The organism is Halomonas sp. I1, assembly GCF_032334135.1.
Taxonomy (GTDB): domain Bacteria; phylum Pseudomonadota; class Gammaproteobacteria; order Pseudomonadales; family Halomonadaceae; genus Halomonas.
Window position 1 is genome coordinate 72,146 of record NZ_JAVXUS010000017.1, and the last position, 14,001, is coordinate 86,146.

Sequence of the window (14,001 nt, forward strand, 5' to 3'; positions counted from 1 at the left end):
TATGAGCAAACTAGGTTGCAGGTTGTTTGTTATTTCGATAGCTGCTCTTATGGTTCCTGAGGTTGTGTCAGCTCAAGAATTGAACAGTAGTGGCGTGATGAATGATGTTTTGCATCGATTCTATGAGTCAGCCTCAACATGGTCGGAGGCGATCGAGAGTGCTGCTAGTCGCCTATTTTGGATGTTGGTGGCCATCTCGATGGTCTGGACGTTCGGGATCATGGCCGTCAGGCGTGCCGATTTTGGTGAGTTTTTTGCAGAGGCCATCAAGTTTATTGTTTTTACAGGCTTCTTTTGGTGGATTCTGGCCAATGCCGTGTCTGGCCTCAATATTGCTGGCACCATTGTTGATTCACTACAACATCTGGGAGCCGAGGCGGGAGGTCTTGCAAATGGAAAACTAGGCCCATCGGAGGTCGTTGATCTTGGGTTTCAACTCTATGACCGTACGATTGAGGCCACTAAAGAGCTGGGCTGGAGGCAGTTTGGGACAAAAATTGCAATGGAAGGCATGGCTATCGCTATTCTTGTTGTTCTGGCGATTGTAGCTGTCAATTTGTTGCTTTTGTTAGTCTCAACATGGGTTTTGCTATATGCGGGCGTTTTTTTCTTAGGCTTTGGTGGGTCCCGCTGGACGTCGGACATTGCGATCAACTACTACAGGTCGATACTAAATATCGCTGCACAGCTCCTGGCTATGGTGCTGATAGTTGCTATAGGAAAGACGTTTTTAGAGCACTACTATGATCAGATGAGCGATACCATGGCCAGCCAAGAGCTGGCGGTAATGTTGGTTGTGTCTATTTGCCTACTGTTTCTGGTGAACAAGGTCCCCCCTCTCGTTGCTGGCATTGCCTCCGGTGGTGGTAGTGCCGCATCTGCCGGCATTGGGAATATAAGCACTGGTTCAGCCATGGGCGCAGCCATGGGAGCAGCGAGCGTGGCGTCGACGGCGGCGGCCATGAGCGGGAAGGCCCTGATGTCCGGGGCCAGTAATGCAGCGGGCGGCGCGTCAGCCCTCAAATCAGCGTTTCAGGCTGCGCAGAACAATGTCAGCTCTGGCGGCGATGTGATGTCCCGCTTCAGTGGCGGAGGTGGTGGTAGCCCTGGTGGTGGCATGACACCTCCCACGGGGGGTGGCCAACCAGGTGCTGGCCCGTCGGGAGGCGGCCCCTCCAGTGGTAAGTCAGCATTTGGGGATGATCTAACCGACAGCATGGCCGCTCCCTTGATGGGGAGTGACAATGGCGGTGGATCATCCTCATCCGGTGGCAGCATGAGCCGTGCCGGGCGCATTGCAGCCGATACTGGCGCCAACCTGGCGAAAGGCACCTTTCAGGTGGCCAGGGACAATCTGAAAGGTAACGCTCAGAACCGCGTTAACCAAACGATGGGTGGAAAGGTTGCCAGCGCGATTCGACAATCCAGCCAAGCCAATAGCTCCAGCCCTGGCAGCTCAGACTCCAGTGGCTCTAATGACAAGGCCACTTCCTTTGATGGCGACAGTATTGGTGGACAAGAATGCTCCAGCGCTGAGGACGGTGAAAGTGCCTTCGACCCCAAGGCAGAAATCGCAGCCTTTCGGGACAAAGAGCGGTAAGCATGCGGGCCGGTGAGGCAACACCGGCCCGCATTCCCACAACCACCTGGTAGAGAGGTGAGTCATGGAAGGAATGGATAATATCGAAGTCAGCCGGATCGTTCATCATGTAGCGACAGAACTAGGTTCCATGAGCTGGATTGACCAGGAAACGGCTAACCAGGTGTCACCTATCGCTGAAGCTGTCGCTAACATGTGTACGATACTGTTCTATCAGGCTGAAACTGGTCTAGCGAAAGAAGACGATTTCGTGGTAGCTAAAGTAGCCCTTCAGGAGGCGATAGGAATGGAGGAATACAATGACTGACAAGCGAATAAAGAACGGCTACGAGGAGCCTGTACGTCAATTGACCCCTAGTGAGTTCGATGCACTGATGGAGGAGATGCGCGTGGCTTCGGCGTGGATGCGCGCCGAATTGAAGCGCCGTCGTCATTTGGCCTCCGAAAGCTGAACGGGTAGAGGCTGGACATTGGATCAAGGAAGATCACCCCGAAGTGAGGATGCCCCCCATATGTCAGTAACAATGTAGCTACTTCGTAGCCACATCAGAAAGGTGAGAAAACCATGAGCGTTGATACCGTGGTCCGAGCCCGCATCGACAGCGAAACCAAAGAGCCCGCCACCGCTGCTTTGGAGGCCATGGGCCTGTCCGTGTTCGACGCTACCGTCTGCTGATCGCCGACGAAAAGCGCCTGCCATTTGCCGTGCAGGTGCCGAACGCCACCACGGCCAAGGCTCTGGAAGAGCTGGATGCCGGCAAGGGCAAGCGCTTTGATAGCACGGATGCGCAGTTCGAGGACCTGGGCATCTGATGCTGACCCCAGTTCGTTCCAGCCAGTTCAAGCGAGATGTAAAGCAGGTCCAGAAGCGTGGCAAGGATATGGACAAGCCCCTTGCCGGTATAGCTGCTTATGACCGTAAATCAAAGGGTTATTCCCCATTATAGGATGATATTCTTTTTTATTCCACACAAAACGGGTTTTAGGGGGCGAGGTGAAACATCGGGAACCGATCTGCTCTCGAGGCACAAGCGAGACACGGCCGTACGCTGCCCGAGCTTGCGAGGGCGCGCGGTCGTGGCGAGTCGCGTGCGGGGCCACCTTCGCCGGATTTGGGCAATTTAGACTCACCGTCTCCGCTTCACTACCCAGATGAACGCTATAAACGGCCCCCACAGCATCAACAGCGGTATGGCAGCCTGCCAATAGGGCATTGTCATCCTGTATTCCCTCAAGCACATGCCGAGTACAAGCCTAGCACGTCGTCCCCCGCTGCATCCCGCTGACGCGGGATAATCGGGAGTTTGTCCCAATTAAAATGGGTGCAAAGATAGGTTTGTTGACATTTGAGGGGCTGGAATGGCTGGAAGGGAATCCCGATTACAATCCGATTATACCGCCATTGATATCCGACTAGACTCCGATTCAATCCCTGCTAGACATAGAAAAAGGCGATTTTTCGCCCATTCGGTGGGCCAAAGCGATGTAGACAATGGGTTCGGACATGGTTGGCCAGAAAATCGACAATCCTTCCCTGGAGTAATAGGGATGCGGAAGCGGGCAAGATGGGCGAAGTAGGCCCACCGGCAAGCTGGTGGTTCCTACTTCGCTTTCCCCTTATTCGCACTTCGTGCTCAACGGGCATCTTGCTCTGCGAGGCTAGCGGCTGCCACCGCTGGTCGCTGCTGCCGCAGCGGAAAGCAAGTCAGGAGCGAATAGAAGATGGACGATGGAAAGCAGGTAACGCGGAAGAGTAGCCCTCCAATCAAGGTTTACTGCCTGCCTGATGAGAAGGAGCAGATTGAAGCGCAAGCCAGGGCTGCCGGGTTATCCAGTGCGGCCTACCTTCGTCAGCTCGGGCTGGGGTTCGAGGTGCGAGGCATCCTGGATTACGAGAAAGTCGATGAGCTGGCAAAAATTTCGGCAGACTTGGGCCGCCTGGGGGGCTTGTTGAAGATGTGGCTTAGCAATGATGAGCGGTTACAGCAGTTCAGCGAGGCCCAGATAGAAAAGACGATCAAGGTGGCTATGGAAAGGATTGAGGAGGGTCAGGAAGAGATGAGCAGGGTCATGCAAGCCGTGCTGATGCAGCCGCGATGATTTTAGCTGCTAAAATTGGAGAGCCAACCCAATTCCCTATCGACTCCCACTGAGAGAGAAAACATGAGATTCAAGTTCTTGAGCGGCGCATCATGGGGCTAACATCGTAGATCTGGTGCTATTAGGCTGATGACATCAGAAGCGGCACGATGTACGGTTACGGAAGGCTCACGTGAAATAGTCTGGGATGCTTTAGGCTAGCCGGGAGTTTTTTTATGAACTATGGAAGGCATTGTGATTTCTCTAGAAGAAGGTGAAAGTTTAAAAAATGGTTTTTGATCTTTCGAAGAAGGTTGTTTCTGATCTTGAGGCTTTTGTTGTCAAGGAACCTCAGTCTCGAGTGAAGGCTTTGAATTTTATAAAACGAGAGTTTTTGTACCCTTGGAAGTTGCTGTGCAGAGGTGTGGAGATTTTTTTAAGAGATTTTTATAAGTTCTCACTGGTTGGGTTTTTTCTATTTGTTTTTTTTACGTTGGTTTCTGCTGAGTTGGCGAAGAATGATGCGGAAATTTTGGTCGGATTGGTATATCCTTTTTTCTTGATGATTCCTCTTCTTGTGTCAATGTTTTCGGCTCCATCGTCTTATAGTTTTTGTGGAGTGAAAGATTCTCATGTAAAGGTTGTCGTTGACTGCTTGGCATCATCCAAGGTCAGTTCTCTAGAACAGGTGGCGCTTGTTAGGTCAAATATCGGGCTCTTCGAGCAGAGGGCAAAAGTTAGAATTTTTAGTCTTCGAGCTTTTATGCTCTTGTGTTGGACAGGCTTTGTATATCTTTATACTGAAGTTGTTAAAGCTTCAGTGGATTCAGAAAGCTTGCCGGTTTTGGGCGACATCATGTTCTTGTCAGTATTTTTTTTATTCGTTGCCTTGCTGTATATGTCTATTGAAAGCTATTCGAAAGTCAATACTTTGTTGTTCCGCTCAGCACTACTGGGTTGTAATGAATATGAATTCATGCTGACTGCTAAAGGGGAAGCTAGAGGTTACTCAAGGAAGCTTGCGATGGAGGGGCTGTCAGAATGAATAATCGCGTCACGCTATGTCCTCATTTTGGAGCAGTGGGTTTGCAGACAGTGTTCTGATTACCGACCTCGCCGAATATCTGTGGGGCGGGGCATGAGGCGATCCAGCGGACTGGCCGAGTTATTCCGCTGTATCCTCGTCGTCTTGATTGACCGTCCAGTGAATCCTGGGATAGCCGGTGGCCGTCGCAAGGTGTTGAAGTTGCTTACTCCTCTGATCAGGCTGCACCATGAACTGGTTTGCAAGGCAGCGTTCCCTAATCACCTTGGGCACGACCATATAGCCGGTCTTGTGGCAGAGTGGGCGTTGAGCCAGCCCCGGTCCCGCTCCGAGAGCATGGCGGGGGTCTTCGAGTACCAGACCATGCCACCGTCAGCGATGAAGCCATAGCGACATGGTTGTCATGTGACTGCCTGTATCGCATGCTCAATCGATTTTGCTTTCACCGGTTTCAGCCTCTTTGTATTAGCGAGCTAAGTGTCTGTTTCTGACGCTTGTGGGTTTTAAAAGGGAATTTTTCATCAATGCTGGTCTATACCGCCACCAAGCAGCAGTTTATCGACGATGTGCGAGCCAACGTCATCACCGACGCCATCGAGAACGAGGTGGCACGCAGGCTGAACCGCAACTCGCCGCGCAGTGAGGTGACGTCGTGGGAGAACTCCCTGCGCTTCATGATGAGCGTTCTGCTCGACGAGGGCATTCCCGCATCGGCGGGAGTGGCCATTGAGTACAACATTCCGCTGACCAATCGCCGTGTGGACTTCATCCTGACTGGCAAGAACCACCAGCGGGACGATGCGGCGGTCATCGTGGAACTGAAACAGTGGCAGTCCGTCGAGGTGACGAAGAAGGATGCCATCGTGCGCACCCAGCTGGGCGGCGGCGTGCGCGAGACCAACCATCCGTCGTATCAGGCGTGGTCCTATGGCGCGCTGATAGAGGACTACAACGAGACGGTACGCTCCGAGTCGATCCGCCTGGTGCCTTGCGCCTACCTGCACAACATGAAGCAGGGGCACGCCATCAATGATCCCTTCTACGAGCACCACACAAGCCGTGCCCCGGTCTTCATCTCGCAGGATGCCTTGAAGCTCTCGAAGTTTCTGAGCCAGCACATCAAGTACGGCGACAGCAACGCCATCATGTATCGCATCGAGCACGGTGTGATCAAGCCGAGCAAGAACCTGGCGGATGCGCTGGCATCGATGATGCAGGGCAACGCCGAGTTCCTGATGATCGACGAGCAGAAGCTGGTCTATGAAACCGCGCTCGATCTTGCGCATCGTGCAGGCAGCGGCAGCAAGCAGTGCCTGATCGTGCAGGGCGGGCCGGGTACCGGCAAGTCGGTGGTGGCCATCAACCTGCTGGTGGAGCTGACGAAGCGCGAGATGATGACCCAGTATGTCTCGCGCAACTCGGCCCCTCGTGAGGTCTTCAAGAAGAAACTGACCGGCACGCGCAAGAAGACCCACATCGATAACCTGTTCAAGGGCTCGGGCAGCTACGTCAACGCAGAGCCGGATACCTTCCATGCGCTGATCGTCGACGAGGCGCACCGCCTGAACGAGAAATCGGGCATGTATCAGAACCTGGGCGAGAGCCAGATCAAGGAGGTGATCGGCGCGTCACGCTTCTCGATCTTCTTCATCGATGAAGCGCAGCGCGTGACGCTGAAGGACGTCGGCACGGTCGAGGAGATCCGGCGGTGGGCAGCCGAGTGCGGAGCCGATGTCCACGAACTTGAGTTGGCGTCGCAGTTTCGCTGCAACGGCTCGGATGGCTATCTAGCCTGGCTCGATCACGCCCTTCAGATTCGCACCACGGCCAACACCGATCTGGAGGACATTGACTACGACTTCCAGGTGTTCGATGACCCAAGTGCCATGCGCCGGGCGATTCTCGAAAAGAACCGCCAGGCCAACAAGGCACGCATGGTGGCGGGCTACTGCTGGCCCTGGGCCAGTAAGAAGGACAAGCAGGCCATGGACATCGTGTTTCCCGAACATGGCTTCGCGGCCCAGTGGAACCTCGATGATGACGGCATGCTTTGGGCGATCGCCGATGGATCAGCAGAGCAGGTCGGCTGCATCCACACCTGCCAGGGGCTCGAGTTCGACTACGTTGGCGTCATCATCGGCGATGACTTCGTGATTCGTGACGGCCGCGTGGTAACAGACGCGGCCAAGCGGGCAGGGCAGGACCGCTCGGTGCATGGCTACAAGAAACTGCTCAAGGAGCAGCCCGAGCATGCCCGTGCCCTGGCGGACCAGATCATCAAGAACACCTATCGCACGCTGATGACGCGGGGCCAGAAGGGTTGTTACGTCTATGCCACGGACCCCGAGACCCGAGAGTACTTCGCGGCCTTTGCCCGCTCGCAGGCAGCCACAGAGCATCCCGATCTGTCTGAGGATGCCGAGATATTGGATGGCTTGCACCTCCCCATCGTGACGCGTGATGAGGCAGCGCCGTTCGAGCGCCATGTGCCCGTGTATGACCTGAGCATCGCCGCCGGCGAGTTCAGCGAGATGCAGATCGCCGAAGCCGAACACTGGGTCGAGCTGCCGGACTTCATGCGGGCGAGCCCCGGCCTGTTCGTCAGCCGAGTGGTGGGGGAGTCGATGAACCGGCGCATCCCCAACGGCGCCTGGTGTCTGTTCCGTGCCAACCCTGGCGGCACACGGAAAGGGAAGGTCGTCGTGGTGCAGCATCGAGCTATCGAGGACCCGGACCACGGCGGCAGCTTCACGGTCAAGCTGTATCAGAGCGAGAAGATCGAGGAATACGGCGAGTTCGTGAACCAGCGCATCGTGCTCAAGCCCCAGACCAACGCCTTCGGCTATAAGGACATCGTGCTCGAGGACGAGCTTGAAGACCTGAAGGTCATCGGCGAATTCCTCTCCGTGCTGTGAGCGATTGGGCGGCCGGATGGTCGCCTATGCCGATGCCGGCTGGATAGCGAGCCGCAGAGCAGGCATGCTCACCGCTATCGGATGTCGCAGAATCAGGTGAACCTCACATGTCAGACCCGTTCAAGCAGCTCCAAGACGCCATGGACCAGTTCGCCACCGAGCGCGACTGGGACCAGTTCCACTCGCCCAAGAACCTGGCCATGGCGCTGACGGTGGAGGCAGCTGAACTGCAGGAGTGCTTCCAGTGGCTGACCGAGGCGCAGTCCAGGGAGCTGGATGAGCAGCAACAGGCCGCCGTGCGCGATGAAATCGCCGATGTTCAGCTCTATCTGATCCGGCTGGCGGGCAAGCTGGACGTGGATATCGAAACGGCATGCTGGGCGAAGATGGAGAAGAATGCGGAGAAATATCCCGCCGACCAAGTGAAGGGAAGTGCGAAAAAATACACCCACTATCAGGATTGACGTGATGTGTGGCCGCTTTGTCCCCCTGCAGCGGCCTTCTCAGCCTGGCTTCGTCCCTCAAGCTTCCTCCCGCAAAATTTGGGCTCAAGCAGGGCTGGAGACTCAGCTTTCGGTTTAAATTCTGTGCTAAAAGCGTCCTATAATGGCGATTTAGTGCTTGAAGATAAACCAGTGTGGTTTATTCTTCACTCTGAAGACGGAATTTAAGGCCGCTTTTTGACGTGAAAATAAACCAGCTGCTGCACAAGATCCCGTATGGTGCCGTCGTGACGACCGCCTGGCTGGCATCACACGGTGTCTCCTCGGATCAGGCGCGTAAGCTGGCCGGCAGTGGCTGGCTGCAACGCGTGGGGTACGGCGCCTACTGCCAAGCGGGGGAGCCTCTTACCTGGGAGAGCGCTGTTTTCGCTTTGCAGGCGAGCGACGAAACGGGTTTACCACCGCTTTGGCCGGGTGGCCAGACGGCCCTCGCACTGCATGGCTTTGCCCACTATCTGCCCATGGGGGAGCGCACAACGCATCTGTATGGCAAGGAGGCCGCTCGGCTGCCCCGGTGGTTGAGTGACGCCGAGTGGGCAGGGCGGATGGTGCTCCACTCTGAAAAGGGCCTGCCAGTGCAGCTTCCCGGTAGCTTCACGGACTATGCGCCGGATGGCAGGGCCTTCAGCTTGCAGGTATCGACCCCCGAGCGAGCGGTCCTGGAGTGGATCGCCGTGACGCCGAATGAGCTGCTATTCGGCAGTGAGCTGGTGGACACCTTCGACGGCCTCAATACGCTGCGCCCGCGCCGGCTTCAGGCATTGCTGGAGGGGTGCCGTTCAGTGAGAACCAAGCGTGCCTTCCTGGTGCTGGCTCGCCACGCCGGGCATGCCTGGTACGGTCGTCTGGAACCACGTCGACTGGATCTCGGCAAAGGTAAGCGGCAGCTCTGCCAGGGCGGCAAGCTGGACAGGGAATATCACGTGACGGTGCCGGAGGTCTTCCTGCATGCCGATTGACGCTCGCTACCACGAACAGGTCAGGCTGCTGGTCTCGCTACTGCCATTTCTCAATGACGAGCCGTGCTTCGCCCTCAAGGGTGGCACTGCCATCAACCTCTTCGTGCAGCAATTACCCCGCCTATCGGTTGATATCGACCTTGCCTACTTGCCACTGGAGCCCCGTGACGAGGCACTGCGACGCTGTCGTGAGGCGCTGCAGCGCCTGGCAGGGACCTTTAGTGCCAGCCTGCCAGGCGTGCGCGCCGAGCTGCAGGATAATCGCCGAGACGAGCTGAGAATCCTGGTGCGCCGGGGGCGTAGCCAGGTGAAGGTGGAGGTATCGCCGGTGTTGCGTGGCACTCTGCACCCGCCACAGGAGCGCGATGTCGTTGAAGCCGTGGAGGACGAGTACGGTTTTGCTGCGGTGCAGGTGGTGTCACTGCCGGACCTGTATGGCGGCAAGATCTGCGCCGCGCTGGACCGCCAGCACCCTCGGGACCTTTTCGATGTGAAGTTGCTGCTGAACCAGGGCGGCCTAGATCGAAGCGTATTCGAAGGCTTCCTGGTCTATCTGCTGGGGCACCCGAGGCCCTTGAACGAAGTGATCAACCCTAGGCTGAAACCACTGGACGACGTCTACCGACAGGAGTTTGTCGGGATGGCCAGGGTTGACCTTCCATTGCAGGAGCTGGAGCACGTACGGCACGAACTTCTGACGCGGCTGGGCCAGCTGATGACGGATGAAGGCGTTCGCTTCCTTCTGTCCTTCAAGCAGGGGGCGCCTGACTGGACGCTACTTCCGCTGACGGGCGTCGATCGACTGCCTGCCGTGCGCTGGAAGATCGCCAACATCCAGAGGATGGGGGCTGACAAGCATCGTCAGTCTCTGGCGCTCTTGGAGCAGGCTCTGGACAGCCTTCGCGAATAACGGCTGGTGCCCTGATGGTTCAGCGGCCTAAGTAGACTTCTCCTCTTACCCCTGAAGCGCTAGGCTGTTACGCATAATTACGCCACGCGCAGAGAGGATCATATGGCGGACAGCAGGGACGTCTGGTTCCAGCAGGACAGCATTGATGCCTTGACAGCCGATGGACGGAAAGCCGGCACTACCTGTGACTACGACCGTAAGGGGGAGAATGCCTGTGGGTTGGAGCTGAGTCTCGACCAACTCACTAAGCACGAGGAGCAGCGCGTGTGCCTGGAGGGGGCCGAGGGTGATTATGGTCCCCCACCCCGGTCAGCGACGACGACAAGCTACACTTCGTTAACGGCATCGCCGACCGTATCGAGCGAGACGAAACGGTGATGGCCCCGGTACGAGACCACAGCGAAGACCAGGTGATGCATAGCCTCTTCCTGAAGAAGGTCTCTGTGCCCTACGCAAGCTCCATCGTCTTTCTGTTCCTCGGCGGCTGCTTGATCGCCATCGTTATGGAAAAGTGGAACCTTCATCGCCGCATCGCACTCTTGACTCTTTTCTGGGAGCGGCGAACCGAAGCGGATCGAGGAATTGGAGGGCTGTCCCTGATTCTTTCGCTGTGGCTGATGGCTGGGCAGGTTAATGAAGTGGTAGTGAAACGTTCCAGTATTCTCGGAGGCCTCAAACTTTGAGAGGATGGAGCCGTGAGCATTTACATAATATATGAATAAAGGAGTAGTCAGAATGGGAACTGATGAAGTGCTAATCACGTACGTTAAAAAGAAGCACAAAAGTCATGAGGATATTATTGAAGATATATTGTCAAAGGGTTTTCAATATCATGAGATGCCTCTTCCTGAAGAAGTAGGGGAATGTTCAATTGATCAAGAGGTAAGAAGTCGAGTCGATGAGTGTAATGTATTAGTGGTCTATATTTCTAAAGAAGGAAAAGTCAATCCCTGCCTGACTCAGGCAGTAAATTATGCAAAAGAAAGAAACAAAAGGATTATCTCCCTATGGGTAGAAGATAATGCCGAAGTTGGAGATATGAATGGAGCGCTGGAGCGTCACTCTGATTGTGTTATTATATATAATGGTGATTTCTCTACACTGTTAGGTGAAGAAGATGAAGTGTGGGTAAAACCTAATGGAGACGGATTCTCTGATCGAGAAATTAAGCATCATAAGTGTGGATGATATGCGCATTTATTCATACGTAATTCCTAGAGATTATGGCTTTGCGCCCAATCCGTTTTACGGGTATTGTACCTTGGCAACATGTAAGCCAGATATAAGAAGGCTTGCCAGTATAGGAGATGTGGTTGTCGGAACTGGAGGGGTTCCGAATGTTAACAAAATCGTATACTTCATGCAGGTTAGTGAGATAGTTAGTTTTGATCAGTATTGGGATGATACAAGGTTTTTAAAGAAAAGGCCTAGGTTTAATGCTGGTGTAAAACAAGCATATGGAGACAATATCTATCATCGAGGGGATGATGGAGGGTGGATCCAAGAGAGATCCCATCATACTCATGAAGATGGGATGATGATCCAAGACAACATAGACACCGATACGGGGAAGACTGAAAATGTTCTCATTGGGGAGGTTTTTAGCTATTGGGGAGATAAAGCAATAGAGATCCCGGAGAGGTACCGCGATTTAGTAAAGACAGGGCCGTATCATAAATGTAAGTTTGAGGATGACTTTGTGGAAGAGGTTAGGGGTTGGCTGATGAAACAAGATAGAGGGGTGATAGGCGACCCCTCTCATTGGTAAGAAGGGGTGTTGCAATGGAAAGCCAAAGTGGCATAACGTTGGAAGAGTATGCTGAAAAAATAAAAGAGACAGACAAACTTAAAGGGGATATTGAAACGATTGCCTTGGGGCTGTTTGGGGAAGTGGGGAGTATACTTTCTTCAGCGAAAAAAGAACGGAGAGAAGGAGGGGTATATGACTTCAAAAACTCTATACAGGAGGAGATAGGAGATGCCTTATGGTATTTTTGCAGGCTTTCTCGAAGTCTAGGTTTTGATATTGAGCAGTTAATGCCTGAAGCATATTCTCAAAGCCCTCCCTTTAAACTGATTGCAACAAATCATAATTCCTCCCCTGTGGCGCACTTGCCTAGCGTCAAGCAAAAAAACATTTCAGAGACTCTTCCGTGCTTAGGTAAGGCAGCAGCTGATCTCCTTCATATTCCTGTTGATAAAGGTGAGCAAAAAAGTCTTCTGAAGAGTTTTTTTAGTAGTTATCTTGATACGGTTTCTGCTTCCGGAGTGAAATTTCATGATGTTGTGGATGGCAATCTTAAGAAAACACAAGGGCGTTTCTTGAGATGTAGTAATAATGAACTTCCAAACTTTGATGAACAGTATGAAGAGGACGAAAGGCTTCCGGATACTTTTGAGATAGAAATTAAGCAGAAGAAGAATGGGAAGACATACATGAAATGGCAGGGAGTTTTTATTGGAGATCCCTTGACGGATAATATTAAGGAAGAGGACTACTATCGTTTTCATGATGTGTTTCACATGGCAAATGCAGCAATATTACATTGGTCGCCTACCTTTCGCGCTTTGATAAAACACAAAAGGAAAAGCGATCCGTTGGTTGATGAGCATCAAGATAGTGGGCGAGCTATTGTTATTGAAGAGGGCTTGACAGCTTGGGTTTTTTCAGTAGCGAAGGAACATGCTCTTTTTGAAGACCAAGAGCAGCTTTCATTCGGGTTGCTTAAAAATATTCAGCAGTTTGTAAAAGGCTATGAGGTGGAACGTTGCCCAGCTTCACTTTGGGAAAGCGCAATCCTTGAAGGATATAAGGTCTTCCGTGATGTGAAGAAGTATTCCGCCGGAACTGTGATCGGAAATAGAAAGGATCGTACAATTAGGTTCGTACCGCATGAAAACTCTAGTGACGCCTAAGTCTTTTGTAGAAAAAGTTAGCTCTATTAATAGGGAGAATGTTTTTAATCCATACTGGAATGTATGTCAAAAATACGATAAGCCAGATGCCTCAAAAGGAAGAAGAGAGATTCTTTATAAACTCGTTGATGCTGCTTCAAAGATGAGTATTGACTCTCTCTGGATTGGAAGGGATTTAGGCTACCGTGGTGGCAGACGAACAGGCCTTGCTTTGACTGATGAGATTAGAGCTTCAAGCATTGGTGAAAGATGGGGGGTAAAAATTCCCAGATTTACCTATGGAGAACCTGTCTCAGAAATGACGGCTACAGTTATATGGAGCATGCTGAGCCGTATCGATGAGAATATATTTCTCTGGAATGTTTTTCCTCTTCACCCGTTTAGTAAAGGAAATTCATTTTCCAATAGGAGCCATAATGCAGAAGAGAGAAAAATAGGAGAAGAGGTTCTTTCTGATCTGGTTGAGCTTATAAATCCCAAGCGGATAGTGGCTATAGGTAATGACGCTGAAGCTTCAGCAAAAAGGATCTGCAGAGGATTGGAGGTAGTGAAGTTTCGCCATCCAAGCTATGGTGGTAAGAATGTTTTTATTCAGCAAGCTCAGCAGTTGTATGGTGTGAAGCCTCAGGTGGTTCAAACATCATTGTTTTAACTTAAAGGTGGTATGGAATGTTAGGCGCTTGTGCTTTGTGTTGAATTTGGGTTATGTATGCCAGCTTTGTCAGCTTAGTAGAGGGTTTAATGACTTGGCTTGGTGGAGGCTATAATATAGAATTCGATTTGAATACTCATCGAAAATTCAGACTGCCGCGTGCAAATGCGGCAGTCTGATATTTTTATATGTTCCGCTTAAACCATTTCTTGACTCCAAGAGTCTTTCTTTTATCAATGTTGTCTTTCATTTCAGAAATTGAAATTTCTATTGGTGACGTGATTGAAACGCGTCTTTCGGCATCCTCAGGAATCTCTTGCTGAGAAGATACCTCTCTATGTCTCTGTGAAGTGACCCCCTCCATAGCTGCACAGGGTATAGTGCAGTCATCAGGAGGACAGAATGAGCGACGACAACCCCAT

Annotated in this window: 14 protein-coding genes and 1 pseudogene; all 15 read left to right on the forward strand. The window is 52.7% G+C overall.

Features of this window, described 5'->3' with window-relative positions; genetic code table 11:
- The first annotated feature begins 1 nt into the window (after position 1).
- The 15 genes and pseudogenes from trbL (at position 2) to RSO41_RS15515 (ending at position 13,579) form a co-directional block, all read left to right on the forward strand.
- The gene (gene trbL, locus RSO41_RS15445; RefSeq protein ID WP_315620079.1) at positions 2–1,600 is read left to right on the forward strand and encodes a P-type conjugative transfer protein TrbL; all 1,599 of its coding nucleotides are present in this window, start codon (positions 2–4) and stop codon (positions 1,598–1,600) included.
- A gap of 64 nt (positions 1,601–1,664) precedes the next feature.
- Positions 1,665–1,907: a type I toxin-antitoxin system ptaRNA1 family toxin gene (locus RSO41_RS15450; protein ID WP_315620080.1), complete on the forward strand. Its 243-nt coding sequence runs from the start codon at positions 1,665–1,667 to the stop codon at positions 1,905–1,907.
- Positions 1,900–2,052: a hypothetical protein gene (locus tag RSO41_RS15455; RefSeq protein ID WP_315620082.1), complete on the forward strand. Its 153-nt coding sequence runs from the start codon at positions 1,900–1,902 to the stop codon at positions 2,050–2,052. The genes RSO41_RS15450 and RSO41_RS15455 overlap by 8 nt, the downstream gene beginning before the upstream one ends.
- Positions 2,053–2,165: 113 nt before the next feature.
- A pseudogene (locus RSO41_RS15460) lies at positions 2,166–2,413 on the forward strand (type II toxin-antitoxin system RelB/DinJ family antitoxin).
- 909 nt (positions 2,414–3,322) lie between these two features.
- Positions 3,323–3,700, forward strand: coding sequence for a conjugal transfer transcriptional regulator TraJ (gene traJ / locus RSO41_RS15465; RefSeq protein WP_315620084.1), 378 nt, complete (start codon positions 3,323–3,325; stop codon positions 3,698–3,700).
- Positions 3,701–3,968: 268 nt separating this feature from the next.
- Positions 3,969–4,724 (forward strand): hypothetical protein, encoded by a 756-nt coding sequence (locus tag RSO41_RS15470; protein ID WP_315620085.1) that lies wholly within the window; start codon positions 3,969–3,971, stop codon positions 4,722–4,724.
- Between the two features lie 524 nt (positions 4,725–5,248).
- A complete protein-coding gene (locus RSO41_RS15475) occupies positions 5,249–7,639 on the forward strand; it encodes a DNA/RNA helicase domain-containing protein (RefSeq protein ID WP_315620087.1) in 2,391 nt (796 codons plus the stop codon).
- A gap of 107 nt (positions 7,640–7,746) precedes the next feature.
- The gene (locus RSO41_RS15480; RefSeq protein ID WP_315620088.1) at positions 7,747–8,103 is read left to right on the forward strand and encodes a nucleotide pyrophosphohydrolase; all 357 of its coding nucleotides are present in this window, start codon (positions 7,747–7,749) and stop codon (positions 8,101–8,103) included.
- Between the two features lie 221 nt (positions 8,104–8,324).
- Complete coding sequence (locus RSO41_RS15485; RefSeq protein ID WP_315620089.1) at positions 8,325–9,101, forward strand: type IV toxin-antitoxin system AbiEi family antitoxin domain-containing protein; 777 nt, start codon at positions 8,325–8,327, stop codon at positions 9,099–9,101.
- Positions 9,091–10,011, forward strand: coding sequence for a nucleotidyl transferase AbiEii/AbiGii toxin family protein (locus tag RSO41_RS15490; RefSeq protein WP_315620090.1), 921 nt, complete (start codon positions 9,091–9,093; stop codon positions 10,009–10,011). Before RSO41_RS15485 ends, RSO41_RS15490 begins: the two co-directional genes overlap by 11 nt.
- 377 nt (positions 10,012–10,388) lie before the next feature.
- A complete protein-coding gene (locus RSO41_RS15495) occupies positions 10,389–10,694 on the forward strand; it encodes an anion permease (protein WP_315620091.1) in 306 nt (101 codons plus the stop codon).
- A gap of 52 nt (positions 10,695–10,746) precedes the next feature.
- Complete coding sequence (locus tag RSO41_RS15500) at positions 10,747–11,199, forward strand: hypothetical protein (RefSeq protein WP_315620092.1); 453 nt, start codon at positions 10,747–10,749, stop codon at positions 11,197–11,199.
- A complete protein-coding gene (locus RSO41_RS15505) occupies positions 11,150–11,779 on the forward strand; it encodes a hypothetical protein (RefSeq protein WP_315620093.1) in 630 nt (209 codons plus the stop codon). Before RSO41_RS15500 ends, RSO41_RS15505 begins: the two co-directional genes overlap by 50 nt.
- Positions 11,780–11,793: 14 nt before the next feature.
- Positions 11,794–12,927 (forward strand): nucleoside triphosphate pyrophosphohydrolase family protein, encoded by a 1,134-nt coding sequence (locus tag RSO41_RS15510; protein WP_315620094.1) that lies wholly within the window; start codon positions 11,794–11,796, stop codon positions 12,925–12,927.
- On the forward strand, positions 12,905–13,579 hold the full coding sequence (locus RSO41_RS15515; RefSeq protein ID WP_315620096.1) for a uracil-DNA glycosylase: 675 nt from the start codon (positions 12,905–12,907) through the stop codon (positions 13,577–13,579). Before RSO41_RS15510 ends, RSO41_RS15515 begins: the two co-directional genes overlap by 23 nt.
- Positions 13,580–14,001 lie beyond the last annotated feature (422 nt).